At 70.7% G+C, this 21,063-nt stretch carries 19 protein-coding genes and 1 pseudogene; 10 read left to right on the top strand and 10 right to left on the bottom strand.

Features of this window, described 5'->3' with window-relative positions; all coding sequences use genetic code 11:
* Positions 1-151 precede the first annotated feature (151 nt).
* Positions 152-3,814, top strand: a complete 3,663-nt coding sequence (locus ACFU5K_RS16660; protein ID WP_384061731.1) for a S8 family serine peptidase — start codon at positions 152-154, stop codon at positions 3,812-3,814.
* Entirely contained in the window at positions 3,814-4,455 is a 642-nt protein-coding gene (locus ACFU5K_RS16655; RefSeq protein WP_384061728.1) for a hypothetical protein, read from the top strand. Before ACFU5K_RS16660 ends, ACFU5K_RS16655 begins: the two co-directional genes overlap by 1 nt.
* Positions 4,456-4,595: 140 nt before the next feature.
* On the opposite strand, the gene ACFU5K_RS16650 is transcribed toward ACFU5K_RS16655, so the two are convergent.
* From ACFU5K_RS16650 to ACFU5K_RS16630, 5 genes and pseudogenes are all read right to left on the bottom strand, one after another.
* Positions 4,596-6,692, bottom strand: a complete 2,097-nt coding sequence (locus tag ACFU5K_RS16650; RefSeq protein ID WP_384061725.1) for a xanthine dehydrogenase family protein molybdopterin-binding subunit — start codon at positions 6,690-6,692, stop codon at positions 4,596-4,598.
* A gap of 65 nt (positions 6,693-6,757) precedes the next feature.
* A complete protein-coding gene (locus tag ACFU5K_RS16645; RefSeq protein ID WP_384061723.1) occupies positions 6,758-7,753 on the bottom strand; it encodes an FAD binding domain-containing protein in 996 nt (331 codons plus the stop codon).
* Complete coding sequence (locus ACFU5K_RS16640) at positions 7,750-8,322, bottom strand: 2Fe-2S iron-sulfur cluster-binding protein (RefSeq protein WP_384061721.1); 573 nt, start codon at positions 8,320-8,322, stop codon at positions 7,750-7,752. Before ACFU5K_RS16640 ends, ACFU5K_RS16645 begins: the two co-directional genes overlap by 4 nt.
* Positions 8,323-8,357: 35 nt before the next feature.
* The gene (locus ACFU5K_RS16635) at positions 8,358-8,753 is read right to left on the bottom strand and encodes a hypothetical protein (RefSeq protein WP_384061718.1); all 396 of its coding nucleotides are present in this window, start codon (positions 8,751-8,753) and stop codon (positions 8,358-8,360) included.
* 272 nt (positions 8,754-9,025) lie between these two features.
* Positions 9,026-9,181, bottom strand: a pseudogene (locus tag ACFU5K_RS16630) (LLM class F420-dependent oxidoreductase); the annotation flags it as partial.
* 88 nt (positions 9,182-9,269) lie between these two features.
* Between ACFU5K_RS16630 and ACFU5K_RS16625 the strand changes: the two are divergent.
* The 3 genes from ACFU5K_RS16625 to ACFU5K_RS16615 all read left to right on the top strand — a co-directional run bounded on the left by ACFU5K_RS16625 (position 9,270) and on the right by ACFU5K_RS16615 (position 11,484).
* Positions 9,270-9,605, top strand: a complete 336-nt coding sequence (locus tag ACFU5K_RS16625; protein ID WP_384061717.1) for a DUF6479 family protein — start codon at positions 9,270-9,272, stop codon at positions 9,603-9,605.
* Between the two features lie 30 nt (positions 9,606-9,635).
* Positions 9,636-10,550: a cation diffusion facilitator family transporter gene (locus ACFU5K_RS16620; protein WP_384061715.1), complete on the top strand. Its 915-nt coding sequence runs from the start codon at positions 9,636-9,638 to the stop codon at positions 10,548-10,550.
* A gap of 109 nt (positions 10,551-10,659) precedes the next feature.
* Positions 10,660-11,484: a VOC family protein gene (locus tag ACFU5K_RS16615; protein WP_384061712.1), complete on the top strand. Its 825-nt coding sequence runs from the start codon at positions 10,660-10,662 to the stop codon at positions 11,482-11,484.
* A gap of 5 nt (positions 11,485-11,489) precedes the next feature.
* Here ACFU5K_RS16615 and ACFU5K_RS16610 read toward each other — a convergent pair whose 3' ends face one another.
* A complete protein-coding gene (locus ACFU5K_RS16610; RefSeq protein WP_384061709.1) occupies positions 11,490-12,077 on the bottom strand; it encodes a DUF6328 family protein in 588 nt (195 codons plus the stop codon).
* A gap of 364 nt (positions 12,078-12,441) precedes the next feature.
* Between ACFU5K_RS16610 and ACFU5K_RS16605 the strand changes: the two genes are divergently transcribed.
* Positions 12,442-12,828 carry a VOC family protein gene (locus ACFU5K_RS16605; protein WP_384061706.1) on the top strand — a complete coding sequence of 129 codons (387 nt, stop codon included), beginning with the start codon at positions 12,442-12,444 and terminating at the stop codon, positions 12,826-12,828.
* A 94-nt stretch (positions 12,829-12,922) separates the two neighbouring features.
* Here ACFU5K_RS16605 and ACFU5K_RS16600 read toward each other — a convergent pair whose 3' ends face one another.
* Both ACFU5K_RS16600 and ACFU5K_RS16595 read right to left on the bottom strand, forming a co-directional pair.
* Positions 12,923-13,417, bottom strand: a complete 495-nt coding sequence (locus ACFU5K_RS16600; protein WP_384061704.1) for a GNAT family N-acetyltransferase — start codon at positions 13,415-13,417, stop codon at positions 12,923-12,925.
* Positions 13,418-13,460: 43 nt separating this feature from the next.
* The gene (locus tag ACFU5K_RS16595) at positions 13,461-13,865 is read right to left on the bottom strand and encodes a DUF1992 domain-containing protein (protein ID WP_384061701.1); all 405 of its coding nucleotides are present in this window, start codon (positions 13,863-13,865) and stop codon (positions 13,461-13,463) included.
* 232 nt (positions 13,866-14,097) lie between these two features.
* On the opposite strand from ACFU5K_RS16595, the gene ACFU5K_RS16590 reads away from it, so the two are divergent.
* The gene (locus ACFU5K_RS16590) at positions 14,098-14,673 is read left to right on the top strand and encodes a hypothetical protein (RefSeq protein WP_384061699.1); all 576 of its coding nucleotides are present in this window, start codon (positions 14,098-14,100) and stop codon (positions 14,671-14,673) included.
* Positions 14,670-15,293, top strand: a complete 624-nt coding sequence (locus ACFU5K_RS16585; protein ID WP_384061696.1) for a hypothetical protein — start codon at positions 14,670-14,672, stop codon at positions 15,291-15,293. Before ACFU5K_RS16590 ends, ACFU5K_RS16585 begins: the two co-directional genes overlap by 4 nt.
* 78 nt (positions 15,294-15,371) lie before the next feature.
* Here the strand turns inward: ACFU5K_RS16585 and ACFU5K_RS16580 are convergent, their stop codons facing one another.
* Together ACFU5K_RS16580 and ACFU5K_RS16575 are read right to left on the bottom strand one after the other, a co-directional pair.
* The gene (locus ACFU5K_RS16580; RefSeq protein WP_384061693.1) at positions 15,372-16,169 is read right to left on the bottom strand and encodes a tyrosine-protein phosphatase; all 798 of its coding nucleotides are present in this window, start codon (positions 16,167-16,169) and stop codon (positions 15,372-15,374) included.
* A 107-nt stretch (positions 16,170-16,276) separates the two neighbouring features.
* Positions 16,277-16,771, bottom strand: coding sequence for a DUF6325 family protein (locus tag ACFU5K_RS16575; RefSeq protein ID WP_384061691.1), 495 nt, complete (start codon positions 16,769-16,771; stop codon positions 16,277-16,279).
* 190 nt (positions 16,772-16,961) lie between these two features.
* On the opposite strand from ACFU5K_RS16575, the gene mutA reads away from it, so the two are divergent.
* Positions 16,962-18,818 (top strand): methylmalonyl-CoA mutase small subunit, encoded by a 1,857-nt coding sequence (mutA, locus tag ACFU5K_RS16570; protein WP_384061689.1) that lies wholly within the window; start codon positions 16,962-16,964, stop codon positions 18,816-18,818.
* Complete coding sequence (gene scpA, locus ACFU5K_RS16565; protein ID WP_384061686.1) at positions 18,818-21,058, top strand: methylmalonyl-CoA mutase; 2,241 nt, start codon at positions 18,818-18,820, stop codon at positions 21,056-21,058. The genes mutA and scpA overlap by 1 nt, the downstream gene beginning before the upstream one ends.
* Positions 21,059-21,063: the final 5 nt, after the last annotated feature.

The raw sequence follows: 21,063 nt of genomic DNA, 5'->3' as shown, positions 1-21,063 counted from the left end.
CTCCACCGCGAGATCCGAAGCACCGGACCCCGCTCCCTCATCCGGCCTCCCGCACCGGGAGTCCCCTCCGCCGATAAGCGTCGTCCCGCACGCCTCCCCGACGTGCCTCTCCCCCCTGTTCCCCGTCCTTCCTCTCACAGGAGACCCATAGATGAGGCCAAGCGCAAGAAGGCGCAGCGGCAGACGCCGGGGCGCGGTGACCGTCGGTCTGACCGTCCTCGGCATGCTCGTGTCGACGACGGCGACCCACGCCGCCGAACCGGCCCCGCGGACAACGCCATCCGGTGTCGCACCGGCGAACAGCCCTGTGGCGATCGCCGACGACGACCTGGCGCGGGTGATCTCCGCGTCCGGGGGATCGGTCACAGTCACTCTGATCACAGGCGACAGGGTGCACGTCGGTGTCGATGACGACGGCAAGCCGGTCGTCCGCGACATCGAGGGCGCGGCTCGGCCCGACGGGCCCCCGGTCGTGTTCCACACCATCACCCGCCAGGGCAAGGTGTACGTCGTGCCGGACGACGCCCTCGCGCTCGTCGGCAAGGGAGTGCTCGACTGGGGTCTCTTCGACCTGAGCCGGCTCGCGACGCTCGCCGCGGCGGGCAAGGGCGGCAAAACGCCGGTGCTCGTCACCTACACCGGCGCGGCCGGCGCCGACACGACGCGGAAGTTCGCCGGGGCGTCCGGCGGCAGGGCACTTCCCAGCATCAACGGACGCTCGATGAACATCGCCGGCGGCGGACGGTGGTGGCAGGGCGTGCGGGGGAAGACGGATCCCGATTCCGCCGCCACCCGGTCCGCAGGCTCCCTGGCCGGGGTCAAGAAGGTCTGGCTCAACGGCATGTCCAGGGTCGACCTCGATCAGTCGGTCCCGCAGATCGGCGCGCCTGTCGCCTGGGAGCGGGGCTACGACGGCACCGGCGTGAGCGTGGCGGTGCTGGACACCGGTATCGACCCCACCCACCCGGACGTGGCCGGAAGGATCGCCGGACAGGTCGACTTCACCGGCAGTCCCACGGGCATCAAGGACGGGCACGGACACGGCACGCACGTGGCGTCCACGGTCCTCGGCAGCGGCGCCGCGTCGAAAGGGCTGCGCAAGGGCGTCGCCCCTGGCGCCAAGCTGCTGGTCGGCAAGGTCTGCGACGACAACGGGCAGTGCCCCGACGACGGGATCATCGCGGCCATGGACTGGGCCGCCCACTCGGGGGCCAAGGTCGTCAACATGAGCCTCGGCGGTGAGCCCACCGACGGCACCGACCCGATGAGCCTGGCGCTCAACGAGCTCAGCCGTACCACCGGGACCCTGTTCGTGGTCGCGGCCGGCAACTCCGGCTTCGTCGCCCAGAAGGTGGTCTCTCCTGGCTCCGCCGACGACGCCCTGACCGTGGCGGCCGTCGACAAGAACGGCGACATGGCCAACTTCTCCAACCGCGGACCGCGGATCGGGGACGGAGCCGCCAAGCCGGACATCGCGGCTCCGGGCGTCGACATCGTCGCGGCACGCGCCGCCGGCACGGCCATGGGTACCGTGGTGGACGAGTTCTACACCGCGTCCAACGGGACCTCGATGGCCACACCGCACGTGGCGGGCGCCGCGGCCATCGTCGCGCAGCAGCACCCGGAGCTGACCGGTCAGCAGATCAAGTCGCTGCTGATGGACACCGCCGGCGACCTGGGGCACGACCTGTACGCCCAGGGCACCGGCCTGGTGGACCTCGCGGCCGCGACCAATCCGCGGGTCGTCCCGAGGGGGAACCTGAACTTCGGCCGCCTGGCCTACCCTCACGCGGCGGTGACGAAGAAGATCACGTACACCAACCGCGGTGACGAGGCGACCACGTTGCATCTCACGATGCCGGTCTCCTACGCCGACGGCCGACCCGCCGCGGCAGGCCTGTTCACCCTCAGCACGAACAAGGTGACCGTCCCCGCCAACGGGTCCGCCGAGGTGTCGGTGACGCTCGATGGCAGGGTGCTCGGCGCCGACGGGGCCTACGGCGGCTACAACGGGCTGCTGAGCGCCCGGGACGACTCGGGCGCGATACGGCTGAGTTCGGGAGTCCACACCTTCGTCGAGGCCCAGAAGTTCCCGCTGACTCTGAACGTCGTCGTCCCGGCGGGTGCCACCGACGTCCGTTACGGCACCACCACCATCATGCCGGTCGACGACCAGGTACACCTGCACGCGGGCTCCAACTACGAGGTCGGCGCGGACACCGTGACCGAGCAGCTCTTCCGCGGCACCTACGCGGCGGAGATGTCGGTCAGCTGGCGGGACGCGAGCGGCGAGTGGCAGCAGGCCAACCCGATGGCACCGGAGGTCAGCCTCACCAAGGCGACCACGGTCACGCTGGACCTGCGCAAGGCCAAGCCGCTGCGCGTGCGGTATCCGGAGTCCACCGAGACCTACACGGCGTCGAGCACCGTCAACCGGGTTTCGGAGACCGGGGCATGGGGGACGATCACGGTTCTCACGACCGAGTACAAGGCGCGTGAACCGCACTGGTGGGTCCTGCCCACGGGCAAGGTGAGCGAAGGCACCTTCACCCACGACTTCTACAGCTCGCGAACGACTCCCGTCGTCACCATGCGGACCACCGGCGGCGGTGCCCCCCTCAACCTGTCCGTCCGGTACGGGACCCCGGACGCCGTGGTGACCGAGACGCAGGGATGGCTGCGCGACAATGGGGACCCGAGCACCCGCGAAGCCGCGATGCCCGTTCCCCGACTGCCGGTCAAGGGCCACCTGCAGGTGGTCCACGCCGGCACCGGGTCAGCCGCCGAACTGGCGGACGTCAACGCCCGGGGCAAGCTCGTACTCCTGACACCGACCGATATCTGTCAGAGCACATGTGACTTCCCGAAGCTCCGGGACGAGCGGGTGGCGGCCGCTGCCGCAGCCGGCGCGGCCGGCGTGCTGGTCGCGGCACCGGACCTCACCTCGCTGGGACGGACCTCGGACTTCGACCAGTGTGCGGACGGCCCGCAGAGCTGCCCGGCCGTCCAGCCGTACGCCGCACTGCCCCTCGTGACCGTGCCCTACACCGAGGCGGAAGGCCTGATCAAGCGGATCAAGGCCGACCGGTCGCATGTCCGGATCAGCCTCGGCGGCAGCGTCGTACCGAGGGCGTACGCCGCCAGGTACCACGATGAGGGACAGATCCGGCCGAACGCCTACCGGGTCGGCAAGGACGATCTCGACCGGGTCGACCTCTCCTTCCACGGCGCACGGCCCGGAGTGGTCCACCAGCTGAGTTGGAGGCAGTACTTCCAGGGCAACCCCACCACCTCACACGTGGCCCTTCCGCAGCCGTTCACGCGGCAGACCGTGACCGCCTTCGTCAAGCGGCAGGACGACGCCATCAACAGCTTCACCGCGTCGTGGGCCGACCAAGGGGCGGACTTCTTCATGGAGCACAACCGCTCCGAGATGAACGACCTGCTCCTCACCGGCAGGAACGAGATCCACTGGAACGCGGGGCCGGCCGTACCAGGTGCCGTGCCTCAGGTGCGGACCAAGTCCGGCTTCTCGGTCGCGGCCGGACCGTGCGCGGGCTGCCGGCAGGGCGACAGCTTCTACCCCACGTTCTACCTGACGGGCAGCGGCGGTGGTCGCCAGGCGCTGATCGGCATCGTCGACGACGAGCTTCTCCAGCACGACTTCAGCGAACTCTCGAGCTGCGGGAAGACTCCCTCGCCCACCGTGCCGAACCTCGATTCCACCTGCGACTTCACACTGCTGGACGCGTCCGGTGACAAAGTCGGGCGTCGCACGGAGCACCTCCCCGACCAGGGCTGGGACAGCCTGTGATGGCACTCGAAACCGCTGAGGAGACCAACGCGATGAACACCCCTGTGCCGTCGGCACGGCGCCGCGGAGGGGCCCTCATGCTCCTCGCGGCCGCGGCGATGCTGGCGCTGTCCGGCTGCAAGGGCGGTGACCTCGTCTCGTACGACCTTCCGGCGAAGTCGGCCCGGTACACCTTCGAGGCGACGACCAACGACGTCAGGACGGTCTGGCGGTACACCTCCGCCACGGCGACCGAGGACGACATCCCGAAGAACAACCCGTGCATGGGCGATGTGGTCGCCAGCAATCGGGCGGCCTGCCGCCCGGAGCCGCTGATCTTCCTGCGCTACGACTTCGATCTGGCCCTGGACAACACCGTCAGGGCGGGGGAGGCCCACGAGATCACCGTCGTCGGCTACTACCAGGAGCGCCTCACTGCCCTGCCCAAGGTGACATCGCTGAAGGTGGAAAGCACTTTCGACGGGGGCAGGACCTGGCGCCCGTCGACCACCAGGGCCACCGGAAGGAACACCTTCACCACGACGATCAAGAACCCTCGGCGGGACCAGGCCGCCCAGGGCGTCGGACTGAGGATCAGCGCGACCGACAGCCAGGGCAACACGGTCAAACAGACCATCCCCACGGCCTACACGCTGCGCTGACGACAGCCCCCCCCCCCCCACGGCTGACAGAACGGGGCGAGACCTGGTCTCGCCCCGTTCTCGCGTGGCGCGGAGCGCGGCACCTGGCCGGTGCTCTGGCGCGAGCACCCTGGCGACGGGACGGGCCTCGTCACCTGCCGTCACGGCAGGTAGGGCAGCAGCTTGTCCGGGGTGAGGGGGAGCGCGCGGAGCCGTGCACCGGTGGCGTGCCGCACGGCGTTCCCGATCGCGGCGGCCGTGCCGACGATGCCGATCTCGCCGATGCCCTTGCTTCCCATGGGGTTGAGGTGGGGGTCGTCCTCGTCGATCCAGTGCGCCTGGATGTCAGGGACGTCCGCGCACGACGGCACGTGGTAGGAGGCCAGGTCGCTCTCTGTGTAGTCCCCGAAGACCGGGTCCATGGTGCTGCCCTCGGTGAGGGCCATGCCCAGCCCCATCACCATGCCGCCGATGAACTGCGACCGCGCCGTACGGGAGTTGAGGATGTGCCCTGCGGCGTAGACGCCGAGCAGCCTGCGCACCCGCACCTCACCCGTGAGGGAGTCGACGGCCACCTCCGCGAAGTGGGCGCCGAAGGCGTGGCGCGCGTACGGGGGCTCCTTCTCCGTCTCCTCACCGGTGTCGGCGGTGACGGTGATGCCCCCGGGCGGTACCGGCCCGCCGTGCCCGGCCAGCCTGGCACGCAGGGCGGTGGCCGCCTTGTGCACGGCCGATCCCCAGGAGGCCGTACCCGAGGAACCCCCGGCCAGGGGTGCGGTCGGCAGGTCGCTGCTGCCGATGTCGATCCGCACGTCCTCCGGTGGTACGTCCAGGACCGATGCCGCGATCTGCGCGAGGACGGTGCGGGCCCCTGTACCGATGTCGGTGGCATTGACGCCGATCCGGTAGGAGCCGTCCGATGCCGCGTGGGCGGACGCGGCCGACTTCGACACGAGCACGGGATACGTCGCCGACGCGACCCCGGTGCCGAGCAGCCATGGACCCTCCTCACGGGACGCGGGCTGCGGGTCCCTGCCGGACCAGCCGAACATCCGGGCACCCTCGGTGAGACAGGCCGCGAGGTTACGGCTGCTGAAGGGAAGGCCGCTGTCGGGTTCGGTCTGCGGCTCGTTGCGCAGCCGGAGCTCGACCGGATCCATCCCGAGGGCGTTGGCCAGTTCGTCCATGGCCGACTCCAGCGCGTACATCCCGGAGGCCTCTCCCGGCGCGCGCATCCAGGAGGGGCTGGGCACGTCGAGGGGCACGACCATGTGAGCGGTGCGGCTGTGGGGCGATGCGTACATGATGCGGGCGGGAACGGCGGCCTGCTCGACGAACTCCTTGATCCGCGAGGTCTGCGTCACGACCTCGTGCGAGACGGAGGTGAGCACGCCGTCGCGGCCGGCGCCCAGCCGCACCCGCTGGAGGGTGGGTGCGCGGTGGCCGACGACCGCGGCCATGTACCGCCGGGGAAGGGCGAGCTGGACCGGCAGCCCGGTGTGCAGCGCGGCCATCGCGGCGAGGACGACCTGAGGGCGGGGAGTGCCCTTGGAGCCGAACCCTCCGCCCACGTGCTCGGAGACGACGGTGACGGCGTCCGGACCGAGGCCCAGGGCCTGGACGAGGGCGTCGCGCACCGTGGAGGATCCCTGGCTGGAGTCGTGGACGGTCAGGTGCCCGCCCTCCCACACGGCGGTCGAGGCGTGGGGTTCCATCGGGTGGTTGTGCAGACCGCCCAGGGTGTAGGCCGCGTCGATACGCACGGGTGCCGCGTCGAACGCCGCACCGGCGTCACCCCGTTCCCGCAGACCCGGGAAGCCGCCGTTGGCCTCGTCCGGGACGCGGAGGCCCGCGTGGTCCTCCGTGAGAACGACGTCGTGCCCGGTGGTGGAGTACTCGACGTGTACCGCGGCGGCACCGGCTCTGGCCGCCTCCGTGCTCTCCGCGAGGACGAGGGCGACGGGCCAGCCGCGGTGCGGTACCCGGTCGTTCTGGAGCACGGCGAGGATGGGGTCGTCCGGCTCGTTCAGCTTCGGCGCGTTGTCGTGCGTCAGGACGGTGTGCACCCCCGGCAGCGTGAGCGCGTCGGCCGTGCGGATCGCGGTGACCCGCCCGCTCGGGACGGCGGCGGGCACGATCCAGCCGTGGAGGAGGCCGAGCCTGGTGTGCTCCGCGGCGTATCGGGCGGTACCGGTGATCTTGTCCCGGCCTTCGCGGCGTACGACGGGGGCACCCAGCGGCTGCGGGGAACGGCTCATGGCGTAGGACCTCGGTTCGTCGTGTGTTCGGCCGGAGAGCAGGCGGGCGGGACCACTGCGGCGGATCAGGCGGTCGCGGCCCGGGAGCTGAGTTCGGTGAGGGCGCCGACGGCAAGCCTGCGGGCCAGGTCCACCTTGAAACCGTTGTCGCGCAGGGGAACGGCGGCCACGAGTTCGGCGTCGGCCGCCCGGGCGAAGGTCTCCCGGGTCGCAGGCGCGCCTCGCAGTACGTCCTCCGCGGCCCGTGCGCGCCACGGCCGGTGCGCGACGCCGCCGAACGCGAGCGCGCCGTGCTCGACGTGGCCGTCGCGCACGCTCAGCACGGCGGCGACGGAGACCAGTGCGAAGGCGTAGGAGGCGCGGTCCCTCGCCTTGCGGTAGAGGGAGCCGGCAGCGGCGACGGGGGGCGGGAGCACCACCTCGGTGATCAGTTCGCCGGGCCTGATCATGGTGTCCTGGTCGGGATTGTCGCCGGGCAGCCGGTGGAAGTCCGTCACGGGCACGGTCCGCTCCCCCTCGGGCCCGTACAGCCGGACGCCGGCGTCGAGCGCCGCGAGCGCGACGGCCATGTCGGAGGGGTTGGTGGCGACGCAGTCCTGCGAGTGGCCGAGCACGGCGAGGTCACGGTGGGCCCCCCCGCGCGCCGGGCAGCCGGAGCCGGGGACACGCTTGTTGCAGGGTTTGGAGACGTCCTGGAAGTACGGACACCGGGTGCGCTGCAGTAGGTTCCCGCCGGTGGTCGCGGTGTTGCGGAGCTGCCCGGAGGCACCCGCGAGCAGTGCCTGCGACAGAGCGGGGTAGTTCTTACGCACGTCGGGGTGGGCGGCCAGGTCGCTGTTGCGTACGGTCGCGCCGATCCTGAGGCCGCCGTCATCGGTCCGGGTCACCAGGTCGAGGGGCAGCCGGCTGACGTCGATGAGAAGGCCGGGCGATTCGACCCCGAGCTTCATCAGGTCGACGAGGTTGGTCCCGCCGCCGAGAAAGCGAGCGCCGGGATGGCCCGCCCCGGCGCGTACGGCTTCGGCCACGGTGGCGGGGCGCTGGTAGGCGAAGGGTTTCACGAAGCCACGTCCTCGATCGCTTCGACGATGTGGGGGTAGGCGCCGCACCGGCACAGGTTGCCGCTCATCCGTTCGCGGATCTCGTGGGCGCCGAGGGGTGCTGGTCCGTCATCGGCGAGACCGGAGGGCGGCGTGACGTGGGAGGGGAAGCCGTCCTCGGCCTCGGCGAGCATGCCGACCGCCGAACAGAGCTGTCCGGGGGTGCAGTAGCCGCACTGGAGCGCGTCCCGCTCCAGGAAGGCGGACTGCAGCGGGTGCAGCCGGTCACCGTCGGCCAGCCCCTCGACCGTGGTGATGCGGGCGTCCGACTGGGCGACGGCGAGCAGCAGACAGCTGTTCGCACGCCGGCCGTCGACGAGCACGGTGCAGGCACCGCACTGGCCGTGGTCGCAGCCCTTCTTCGCTCCCGTGAGCCCGAGGTGCTCGCGCAGCATGTCCAGCACGGTGGTCCGGTGATCGAGCGTCAGGGTGTACGACGTGCCGTTGACGTGCAGCGTGAAGGTGGAACGGTCGTCGGGGACCGGCACGGGTGCAGTGTCCGTGCCGAAGGCTCCGGGAGTGACGTCCATGTGCGCGTACCTTCCGTGATCGGGTGCATCTCTCGTCACGCGGGGCGGTGGCTCTCCAGCCTCAGCCGGATCTCCTGTTCCTGGTCTCCGGCCGCCGTGCCGACCAGGCGGACGGTGAACGCGTCCTCAAGGGTCCTGCGAAAGCGGTCGACAGCCCAGTAGCCGCCCTGCGCCTCGATGGCCACAGGTGCGGACAGCTGTGCTGGCGCGGGCCCCTCCTTCGTCTGGGACACGTCGACGGTCGCCGTCCACACGGTCGGACGGGTGTCCGAAGCGCTCTCGGGCGTGTCGCTCGCAGGGCGGTCGGAGACGAAGGAACGGCGCAGCACCTCGAACACGGTGCGCGCGTCCTGGGTGGGGCAACCGCTCAGGGTCACGACGACGTCGCCGCTCTCCTGGTGCTCCTGCTTCTGTTCCTGTGCGTTGTTCACCCTGGTTCCCTTTCACTTGGAGCGCTGTGAGCGCTGCTCGCCGGGCCCGCGCTGCGGGCCGACCGCGTGGGCGGGGTCCTCGGCGAGGCGATCCCTGCCCCGACGACCCGCCGAGACGCATCACCCCAGGCTCACCCCGCGGCTGCGCGTCGGCGACACGAGCCCGCGCCGGGGGGACGGCCGTCCGGTGATCCCAGCGGGCCGCCTACCCCGTCAACGAGCACGTCGTCGGCACCGGATAGCCCTCCGCCCAGGTCCGGCTGGACATGCCGGGCATAGGGTGCGTGACTCTGGGAATCCAACCTGGGGAACTGGTGGTCGGAGGTGACGGAGAAGTCGAATCCGGCCCGTTCCGCCAGGACCACGTCGTTCACGAGAGCGCGTCGGCCCGCTTGCTCGGTCAACATCGTGTAGCCGATTCGCACCATGTGAAACACATTTACCGTGACATCGTCATAAAACATGAATTCATGTCAATGGCTGTCTGTGATCGATTCTCCGGGGTATGCGCCATGCATGGACGTTACGAACGGAGCAAGCAATTCGCTCGCCGCCATCCTCGCCGACGACGGCCCCGGGGCAGTGGGCGTGATCGTCGGCATCGCGGGGCTGGCAGTGGTGGTTGTGTTGATCGGCGGCTTCTGGTGGGGGATGCGGCGCCGGGACAAGGAACTTCCGCCACCTCGCCCGGAGGAGCAGCCGGAGAGGCCCGAGCACCGCACGGAGATCCGGGAGAGTGGTCAGCACACCTCGGACAGCTTCCCGGACAACGGCAACGCCCTCTCGCCGTACGAGCTCGGCGGCCACGGTAACGAGGTGATCCCGCCGGACCCCGAGCGCCCGCGCGACTGACAGCAGCACCACCACATCGGGGGGAAACAGATGAACCGGTCGAAGTCCGACGACCGGACCCGGATAACGGTCCTGGTCGCTCTCGCCGCCAACCTCGTCATAGCCGTCGCGAAGGGGGTGGGTGGATTCCTGTCGGGGTCCCCCGCCCTCCTCTCCGAGGCCGCCCACTCCGTGGCGGACAGTGTGAACGAGGTCTTCCTGCTGGCCGCCCTGCGGCGCAGCCACCGCCCCGCCGACAGCCGTCACCCCTTCGGATACGGCAAGGAACGCTACTTCTGGTCGCTGCTCGCTGCGGTCGGGATCTTCGTCGTCGGGGGCTGTTTCTCGTTCTTCCAGGGCTTCGAGGCACTGAGCGCCGGGGACCACGAGTCGCCCGAGGGGTACACGGTGGGGCTGGTCGTCCTCGCGTTCGCGCTCCTCGCCGAAGGCGCTTCGCTCGTCCGCGCCCTGGTGCAGCTCCGCGGCGAGAAGGGTGCTGCCCGGGACCCGGCCCTGCGCACGGTCGTCGCGGAGGACAGCACCGCGGTGCTCGGTGTCGTTCTCGCCATGGCCGGCATGATCCTGCACCTGGCCACGGGGAACGCCGTGTGGGAGGCATCCGCTTCCCTGGCGATCGGCCTCCTCCTGGTCTACGTCGCCTTCCGGCTCGGCAAGGACGCCCGCGACCGGCTGATCGGGGAGTCCGCCGACCCCGAGCTGCGCAAGGGCGTACGGGAGCTCCTGACCTCCCAGCCCGAGATAGACAACGTGGCCTCGCTGTTCACGATGGGACTGGGCCTCGACTCCGTGATGCTGGCGGCCAGGGTGGATCTGGCACCCGGCATCGACAGCGAGGAGATCGAGCGGGTCTCCGTCCGGATCAAGCGCTCCATATCCCGGGCCTGGCCCGAAGCCGAGCATGTGTTCCTCGACATCACGAACGCGCCGCCGCAAGGCGGGGTCTGAACACTCCCTCCGCGTGTTGCGGGAGTCGCCCCGGCGGATGACGCTGGTCGTGGCCGTGCGGCAGCGGAGAGTAGGGGTCCTGCCGCGGAATCGACGAGGCAGAGGGACCATGACCACTGGCGAACGGCGGACCGACCACGAACCCGCAGCACTCACCGGTGCCGGTGCGCCGTGCTGGGTCCACCTGGTGACCCGCGACCTTCTGGATGCCCGGCGTTTCTACGGGGGCGTCTTCGGCTGGACGTTCCGTCCCGGGCCGCTGGGCAGGGACTTCGTGATGGCCCGCTCGGACCGTGTGCCCGTGGCGGGCATCGGCGCGGTCGCGTCCGCCTACCGGGTGGCCGTGGCCTGGACGCCCTACTTCTCCGTCCGGGACGCCGATGTGGCGTCGGCCCGCATCCGTGAGCGCAGTGGCACCGTGGCCGTGGGCCCGCTGGCGATCGGAACCGGCCGCGCGGTGCTGGCCGCTGACCGGGACGGTGCGGCGTTCGGGGTGTGGGAGTGGACCGGCCGTGCGGCCTCCCTCAGACCGTCCGGGCACCGTGCGCACGCCTGGCTCCGCCTGCGCACCAGGAACGCCTTCGACGCCGCGATCTTCTACGGCGAGGTACTCGACTGGGCGAGCGGGGAGCGAGGCGGCTGCGAGGTGGCCTACGTGAAGGAAGAGGTGCTCGTACGCTGCGACGGACGCCCGCTCGCCCGGATCAGTTCGGGTGCCGTCGAGTCCGCGCCGGACCCCATGGTGCGTCCGCACTGGCAGGTGCAGTTCCCGGTTTCCGACGTCGAGGCGACGGTCGCCGCCGCAGAGCGGTTCGGTGGCACGCTGATGGAACGGCGGCCCGTACCCCACGGCAGCGAGGCGACATTGCGTGACCCGGACGGCGGGCTGTTCACCGTGACGGATGTGCGCAGCCCCGCCGCCGACGCCGACTGACGGGCTCAGCCCCGCGGCTCCGGGTCCTCGGTGTCGGAGGACTCCTCCCGCGCGCCGTCGACACCCTGCTTCCCGTTGTCCCGGGCGATGGCCCAGAGCGGGAAGACGAACCAGCAGACGGCGAACCACAGTGCCATCACGCCCACCAGCCACAGTGCCACGACGTTGTGCAGCGCCACCCTCAGGATGAGCAGGAGCGTGCTGCACATCGTGCAGAAGAGCAGGCCGAGCCCGAGTTTCGTCAGCCGCGAGGCCCAGGTCACCGTCTGTGGCTTCATCCGCCGGCCGGTGAGCAGCCGGTGGTATGACACGGGGCCTATCAGCGAGGCCGCGGTCGCGGATCCCAGCATGACCGTCACGACGTAGATGTTCCGGTCGACGGTCGAGAGGTCCGCGAACCGCGGCTGGAAGACGACGGCGAGCAGGAATCCGAAGAGGATCTGAACGCCTGTCTGGGCGACCCGGAGCTCCTGGAGCAGCTCGCCCCACTGCCGGTCCGCCCGCTCCGCCTCGGTCTCGCGCCGGCCGCTGTGCGGGTTGGTCCCCATGCCGTCTTTCTCGCCGTCACCCTCGGACGCCGGTCTCCGCCCCATTGATGCCTCCTCCAGCTCGAACGTATGAGCTGGTACAGGTTCCCCGCGGATCCGCTGCGAATCCTCGGTGACGCGCATCGCCGGGCAGCCACGGGGAGAGCGTGCCCACGGATGTTGTCCATGGTGGCAGCGAACGGGAAGAGCACCACGCCACGAGGAAGAGGAGGAGCACGAGCCCGCGCGGCCCGAGGCCACAGCCTCGACGCGCAGCGACGACTCGTCCGAGGGCTGTCCCGTGCTCCCTGGTGCGCCCGTCAGGGAGCACGGGACAGCCCTTAGGATCGGGGTACGGCATCGCGCGTCGGTCACCGGCCGGGTGAGGCGTGGAGGTAGCCCGTGAGATGCCTGTTGGAGGCATTCCACAGTGTCAGTCGAGTTGAATCACACCATCGTCCACTGCCGGGACAACCGGGAGTCCGCCGATTTCCTGGCCCACATTCTGGGCCTCACCACCGGAACCGAATGGGGACCCTTCATTCCGGTCGTCCTCGCGAACGGCGTCACGCTGGACTTCGCGGCCATTCCCGCTGAATCGATCACCGCGCAGCACTACGCGTTCCTGATCTCGGAGGCGGAGTTCGACACCGCTTTCGACCGCATCAGGGCGCGGGGCGTCGAGTACTACGCCGACCCGCACATGAAGCGACACGCCGAGATCAACCACAACGACGGCGGACGCGGAGTCTACTTCGCCGATCCCAGCGGACACGGCCTGGAGCTCATCACCCGTCCGTACGGCGGCTGGTCCTGAAGGACCGAGGCGCCGCAGCGACCGGTCCGGCTGCCTGAGGAGTCAGCCGGGCCGCTCTGAGCCGATGGGGGCACCCGGCGCCGGGACCGTCGGCTCAGGGCGCCGCTTCGATCCCGCCGGTGATCCTGAGAACCATGTCCGGGCGGTCCCACATCACGGCGGGCGGCCGGGCGGCGACGGTGCCGGTGCGCTCGGCGCCGACGCTGCGGTAAAAGCCCTCGGCCGGCGGGTGTGCGACCACGCGCACGTCCGACAGGCCCGCCCGACGGGCCTCGTCGCACAGATGCCCGGCCATGAACCGCCCGATACCCCGCCCCTGGGCCTCGTCGGCCACGAACATCAGGTCGAGCTCGGGAGGGGACAGAATCAGCGAGTAGAAGCCGAGCACCCGGTCGTCCTCGTCGACGGCGACATGGACGGCGTGCGCCTCGATGTAGTCCGGCCCGACCTTGTATCCCGCGACCATGGGTGCGTATGGGCCCTCGTAGGCGCGTGAAGAGGTCACCAGGCGCGTCAGCCGTCTCGCGTCCCGCGCGACGGCTCGCCTGATCCGCACCTCGCTCCGCCGGGCCGTGATGCGCGATCTCATGCAGCGAGTATTACGCACCCCGACGGCCCCCGGCACACCCCGCTCAGCTCCGCTGCCGCCTCGCCCGCCACTCCTCCACCGTCGCGTCGACGTCGAACGGCTTCAGGTTCAGCGGCGGCCCCTCCGGGGGTCTGGCCAGCGCGGCACGGATCCTTTCGTTCATCTCCTCCAGGATGCGGCGGACCTCCGCCTCGGACCGTGCGCGCAGCGCCTCGTGCCGGGCGTCCTCGGCGGCCTTGCGCAGCGCAAGGGACGGCGGGAGCACCGACAGGCCCTCACGCTGCATCTTGGCCTTGATCCACCACTCGGCGTCGTAAGGCCTCTCCAGCCCGGGAATCGGCTTGCCCAGGCCGGGCAGATCGGCGAAGTCGCCCCGCTGCTCGGCCTCGCGGACCTGCCGGTCCACCCACGTCTCGAAGCTGACACCCGCGGGTTTGCGCTCGGTCACCGGACACCCCTCTCTCTCCGAACTCCTGCCGGACCGCTCGGCGTTCGGCCGAGGCCGCCCGGGAGCCACCTCTTCCAGGTTAACGGGAATCCGCCTGCTTGAAAGTCGCCCACGGGGTTACACGGCTGGTACACGGAGCCCGGGGGGACACCCGGCCGGGCCCGATCAGGAAGGGGTTGACGAGAGTGGAAGAGCACGACGCACCGACCGCGAACCGGCGGGAGAACGCATCATGACGACCGTGGTGATCATTGTCGCCGTCGTCCTGTTGGCAGCGCTGGTCTTCTTCCTCGTCCGTGGCCGGCAGACCGGCGGACGAGGTCTGCAGCGCCGCTTCGGGCCTGAATACGAACGCACCGTGGCCCGCCACGACGGCGACACCAAGGCTGCCGAGCACGAGCTGGCCGAGCGGGTGAAGCTGCACGGCTCACTGTCCGAGCAGCCGCTCGCACCTGGAGCGCGCGAGACGTACGTCCGCCGCTGGGCCGAGGTGCAGGAAAAGTTCATCGACTCCCCCAGGGACGCGGTGGTCGAGGCCGACGCGCTTCTCGCGCAGCTGGCCCACGACCGGGGTTTCCCGGCCGGCGACAGCTTCGAGGAGCAGACGGCGGCCCTCTCGGTCCACCACGCCGAGCAGGTCGACGGCTACCGCAGGGTGCACACGGCAGTGCGCGGCCAGGGCGGTACGGAGGAGATGAGGAAGGCCCTGATCGAGTCCAGGGCGCTCTTCGACGTACTCCTCGCGGACGCACCGGAGGAGCCGGCCACGACGGGCCGGCCCGAAACGAAAGGCAGTGCAGCGGCATGACCGACAACAGCGACCCCAGGACAGAGCCCGGCACCACCACGGAGCCGCGCCGCACCACGGCACCCGGCACCGCGCGTGAGTCCGCGGACGGAGCCGGCACCACCCGTGAGTCCACGACCTCGCGCGAGTCCATGACCGGGACGGGCCTCACCCCCGGAGTGACGCGTGAAGACACGCCCAGGGACGGGCTCACCCCGGACACCCCCGGCGGCGCCACGACGGGCGACGGCAGAGACCGGTCGGCGAAGGGCGGAACCCACGCCGGTCTCAGCACTCCGGCCGCGCCCCGGAAGGCCGCCGCGGGGCGGTCGGACAAGCGGACCGGCCACCAGGAGGACCACGGGGCGGACCGGCCGCTGGTGTCACGGGACGACCAGGACAAGCTGTCCCAGCGCATGCAGCAGGCTGTCACCGACTTCGTCGAGAGCCCCCGCCGTGCGGTCGAGGAGGCGGACAGCACGTTCGACCAGATCGTCTCCGGCCTGACCGAGGCCCTCACGGAACGCAGGCGGGTCCTGCGGGCCAGCTGGCAGGAGCAGGACACGGAGGCCCAGACGGAGGAGCTGCGGATAGCCCTTCAGCGTTACCGCGATCTCAGTGAACAGCTGCTGAAGATCTGAGCGGTGCGGCCTCGCGAGCCGGCCCGGTGCGCGTCCCCAGGGACGCCGCACCGGGCCGGTTCGCGTCGGGGACGCCCGTCAATCCGGTACGGCGAGATCGGCACGAAGCCGGTCGGCCACCGCACGGGGCAGCCGCAGGGCCTTGTCCAGGTAGCCGTCGAATCCGCCCCAGCGCTCGTCCATGGCGTCCAGAGCCGCCTCGAGGTAGCGGGGCCTCGCCTCGACGACCGCGGAGGCGATGTCGGGGTCCCCGCCCGCGTCGAGGAAGTCGCGCACCGCGGGGCCGAACGCGGCCCTGACCGCCAGGTTCACGGCGAGGAACTCCGCGCGTACGACGTCGCGTGAGGCGCCCGCCGTCATCAGCAGCAGCGCGGTCGCCCAGCCCGTGCGGTCCTTGCCGGTCGCGCAGTGGAAGAGGAGCGGCCTTGCCCGGGGGTCCGCGGCGGTGTCCAGGAAGGCCCGGTAGGCCGCGGCCGCTCCCGGGGAGAGGACCATCTTGCGGTAGGTCTGTGCGAACAGTTCCTCCGCCCTGCCCGCGCCGAGCAGGGCCGCTGCTCCGTCCGGGTCATTCAGCAGCGCCCTGATCCGCGCCGGTGCGACGCCCGGGTTGTCACCTAGGACGTCTGCGACGAACAGTCTGGCGCCCGGGGGCAGGCGGTCCGGAGCCCACTGACGCTCGTCGGCGGTACGCAGATCCACGACAGTGCGGATGCCGAGGGCGGCAACCGCCAGGTCGTGCTCCGCGTCGAAGTCGCTCAGCTGACCGGAGCGCAGCAGGATCCCCTGACGCAGACGGTGGTCGCGGCCCAGGGCGATGCCGCCCAGATCGCGCAGGTTGACGACGGTGGCTGCGGGGACGGCCCGGGCGGTCTGCACGATGAACTGCCTCTTTCCCGACACACTGCAGGTCGGAATCAACGTCGCACGGTGTGCGCATATCGACAAAAGGAACGCGGGACGCGGGCGTATCGGCCAACCGGCTGTCAGTCGGCGAGGATCCTCGTCTTCTGGGCGGCGAATTCGGCGTCGGTGAGAACGCCCTGCTTCCTCAGCTCGGCGAGCCGTTCGAGCAGCGTGATGACGTCGTCCCCGCCGTCCGCTGGGACGCGCTCGTGCGCCACGAGATGCCCGCCGGCGGCCTCGACGGCTCGCGCGAGGGGCACGGACCAGAGGTCCTCCCACACGACCAGCGCGGCGGAACTTCCCTCGGGCAGGCTCTCGACCACGCCGAGGTCCGCGATCCGGGGCAGGCCGGACGGCCCGTCACCCGGCGGCGCGAACGACACCAGCCCCTGAGGGTCCATCTCCCGAAGCTCCACGAGCTGGAGCGTGCCGCCCTCGCCCTTGCGGGCGAAGGTCAGATCGAGGATGCGTACCGCCTCCGACGTGACGGCGTCGGCGAGTACGGGCGCGATCGCCTCGGCGAATCGGGCGCCGGGAAACGTGACGACGAGGTACTCCACGGGTCCCACGTCCACGATGCGTCCTTCCCCTGCGGTGCTGGGTCGCCAAAAGCATAACTTCGGGCATTAGGTGACGCACTGTGAAACTTCCGGAGCAAAAGAAGTGGTTCACTTCTCAACCGAAAGAATTGCGCACACGACGGAGAGTGCAAGGTCACAGCCTGTGGCCCTCCTGCACGTCAGAGTGCTGACCTAGCATCTGACCATGACGGTCCTGCCTGCTGACGGGCTCCCTCTGGCCGCCGATTTCCCCGACCCCTCCCACGACCAGTGGCAGAGCCTTGTCGAAGGCGTACTGCGCAGGTCCGGCAAGGAAGTCACGGGTACGGCCGCCGAGGAAGCACTGTCCACCGCACTCGGGGACGGGCTCACCGCCCGCCCTCTGTACACCTCCGACGACGCGTCGGCCGACCCCGGCCTGCCCGGCTTCGCGCCCTTCACGCGGGGCAGCAGGGCCACGGGGAACACGACGGACGGCTGGGACGTGCGCCAGCGCCATGCCCTGACCGATCCCGTGCGTTCCAACGAGGCCGTGCTCAGCGATCTGGAGAACGGCGTCACCTCGCTCTGGATCGCCGTGGGCGGCGCCGCCGGGGTGCCGGTCTCCGGCCTCGCCCGCGCATTGGAGGGCGTCCACCTCGACCTCGCGCCGGTCGCACTCGACGCGGGCCTTGATGCCGGGCCCGCCGTTGCCGAGTTGCTCGCGCTCTACGAGGCCCGGGGCGTGGCCACGGAAGCGGCCCGCGGCAGCCTCGGGCTGGACCCGCTCGGGCAGGCCGCCCGCACGGGCGCGGAGCCGGGCACGGACGAGGCCGCGCACTGGGCGCGGACCTGCGGGCGGGAGTACCCGCGCCTGCGGGCGATGGTCGTGGACGCACTGCCCTACCACGAGGCGGGCGGGTCGGCCGCCGAGGAACTGGGGGTCTCCCTGGCCACGGGCGTCGCCTACCTGAGGGCGCTGACCGCCTCCGGCCTCACCGTCGAAGAGGCCTGCACACAGCTGGAGTTCAGGTATGCGGCAACGGCCGACCAGTTCCTGACGATCGCGAAACTGCGTGCGGCACGGCGGCTGTGGTCGCGCGTGGCCGAGGTCTGTGGAGCACCGGGCGCGGGTGCGCAGCGGCAGCACGCGGTGACCTCTTCCGTGATGATGACGCGCCGGGACCCCTGGGTGAACATGCTGCGGACGACGCTGGCCTGTCTGGGTGCGGGTGTCGGTGGAGCCGAGTCCGTCACCGTACTGCCGTTCGATCACGCTCTGGGCCTGCCGGACGCGTTCGCCCGGCGGATCGCCCGCAACACCTCCACCATCCTGATGGAGGAGTCGCACCTGGCCCGGGTGACAGACCCCGCGGGTGGTTCCTGGTACGTCGAGCGGCTGACGGATGAACTCGCCGCCGCGGCCTGGACGTTCTTCCAGGAGATCGAGCGGGCCGGCGGCCAGGCCGTGGCGCTGCGCTCCGGGATGGTCGGGGAACGGATCGCGGCCACCTGGGCCGCGCGGAGCAAGGACCTGGCGCGGCGCAAGGAGCCCGTGACCGGGGTCAGCGAGTTCCCGAACCTGTCGGAGCGGCCGGTGGAGCGCGAGGCCTCGCCCCTCGCTCCCTCTTCCGGTGGACTGCCGCAGGTCAGGCGGGACGAGGCGTTCGAGGCTCTGCGCGCGCGGTCGGACCGGCATCTGGCCGCCACGGGAGCCCGCCCGAAGGTGTTCCTCGCCGCGCTCGGGCCCGCTTCGGTGCACACGGCGCGGGCGTCCTTCGCGGCGAACCTCTTCCTGTCGGGCGGCATCGAGCCCGTGCACGAGCCCGTCTCGGTCGACGCCTCGACGGCGGCCGCGGCCTTCGCCGCGAGCGGGGCGACGACCGCCTGCCTGTGCTCGACGGACGCCCTCTACGCCGAGCAGGCCGAAGACGTCGCCGCGGCCCTCAGGGCCGCGGGCGCAGAGCAGATCTTCCTGGCCGGGCGTCCCGGCGAGTACACCGGCGCCGACGTCCACGTCTTCGCCGGCTGCGATGTCGTCGCCGTCCTCTCCTCCGAACTCGACCGCATGGGAGTGGCGTGATGCAGACCCCCGAGACCCAGACCACCGGGACCGGCGTGCCCGTGGTGCCGGACTTCTCCGTCGTGTCCCTCGACGGTGGCGCTCCGCCCGAGGTGTCCGAGGACCGGTGGCACGCCGCTGTGAAGGAGTCGGCGGGCCGGTCCGACGAGGAGCTCCGCTGGGAGACCCCGGAGGGCATCGAGGTCAAGCCGCTGTACACCGGACGGGATCTGGAAGGGCTCGACTTCCTCGGGACCTACCCGGGCATCGCGCCGTACCTGCGGGGTCCCTACCCGACGATGTACGTCAACCAGCCCTGGACGATCCGTCAGTACGCCGGATTCTCCACGGCCGAGGAGTCCAACGCCTTCTACCGGCGCAACCTCGCGGCGGGACAGAAGGGCCTGTCCATCGCGTTCGACCTGCCCACCCACCGTGGCTACGACAGCGACCACCCACGTGTGACGGGTGACGTCGGCATGGCGGGCGTGGCGATCGACTCGATCTACGACATGCGCCAGCTCTTCGACGGCATCCCGCTGGACCGGATGTCGGTGTCGATGACGATGAACGGTGCGGTGCTTCCCGTCCTCGCGCTCTACATCGTGGCCGCCGAGGAACAGGGCGTCGCACCGGAGAAACTCGCCGGGACCATCCAGAACGACATCCTCAAGGAGTTCATGGTCCGCAACACCTACATCTATCCGCCCGCACCCTCGATGCGGATCATCTCCGACATCTTCGCGTTCACCTCGCAGAAGATGCCGCGCTACAACTCCATCTCGATCTCCGGATATCACATCCAGGAGGCCGGCGCGACGGCCGATCTGGAGCTCGCCTACACGCTGGCCGACGGGGTGGAATACCTGCGGGCAGGCCAGGCCGCCGGGCTGGACGTGGACGCCTTCGCCCCGCGGCTCTCCTTCTTCTGGGCGATCGGCATGAACTTCTTCATGGAGATCGCGAAGCTGCGGGCGGCCCGCCTGCTGTGGGCCAAGCTGGTCAAGGAGTTCGGTCCGGAGAACCCCAAGTCCCTCTCGCTGCGCACCCATTCGCAGACCTCCGGCTGGTCGCTGACCGCACAGGACGTCTTCAACAACGTGACGCGCACCTGTGTCGAGGCGATGGCGGCGACCCAGGGGCACACCCAGTCGCTGCACACGAACGCGCTGGACGAGGCGCTCGCCCTGCCCACGGACTTCTCCGCACGCATCGCCCGCAATACCCAACTGCTGCTCCAGCAGGAGTCCGGGACCTGCCGGGTGATCGACCCGTGGGGCGGCAGCGCGTACGTCGAGAAGCTCACGAACGACCTGGCGCGGCGCGCCTGGCAGCACATCGAGGAGGTCGAGGCGGCAGGCGGGATGGCCAAGGCCATCGACGCGGGCATCCCGAAGCTGCGGATCGAGGAGGCGGCGGCTCGTACGCAGGCGCGGATCGACGCCGGGCGCCAGCCGGTCATCGGGGTGAACAAGTACCGGGTCGGAACCGACGAGAAGATCGACGTGCTCAAGGTCGACAATTCCTCGGTGCGCACCCAGCAGATCGAGAAGCTGCGCCGGCTGCGCGAGGAACGGGACGAGAGCGCCTGCCAGGAGGCGCTGCGCGCCCTGACCGAGGCGGCCGGACGGGATCCCGGGCCGGCACTCGAGGGCAACCTTCTCGCGCTGGCCGTCGACGCCGCCCGGGCGATGGCCACGGTCGGAGAGATCTCGGACGCCCTGGAGAAGGTGTACGGCAGGCACGCGGGCCAGATCCGTACGATCTCCGGGGTGTACCGCAAAGAGGCAGGAGAGTCCCCGTCCGTGGACCGCACCCGCACCCTCGTCGGGGACTTCGAGGAGGCCGAGGGCCGGCGTCCTCGCATCCTCGTCGCCAAGATGGGCCAGGACGGCCACGACCGCGGCCAGAAGGTGATCGCGACCGCCTTCGCCGACCTGGGCTTCGACGTCGACGTCGGCCCGCTGTTCCAGACGCCCGGCGAGGTCGCCCGGCAGGCCGTCGAGGCGGACGTGCACATCGTGGGCGTCTCGTCCCTGGCGGCCGGGCACCTCACCCTCGTGCCGGCGCTGCGGCAGGAGCTGGCGGCCGAGGGCCGGGAGGACATCATGATCGTGGTCGGTGGGGTGATCCCGCCCCAGGACGTCGAGGCGCTCCACGAGGCGGGCGCGACCGCGGTGTTCCCGCCAGGAACGGTGATCCCGGACGCAGCCCATGACCTGGTCACGCGACTCGCCGCCTCGCTCGGTCACGAGCTGTGAGCCGC

Source organism: Streptomyces sp. NPDC057428, from assembly GCF_042803195.1.
Taxonomy (GTDB): Bacteria; Actinomycetota; Actinomycetes; order Streptomycetales; family Streptomycetaceae; genus Streptomyces.
Note: the sequence above shows the minus strand (reverse complement) of the source record. Positions and strands in the feature narration are given on the sequence as shown.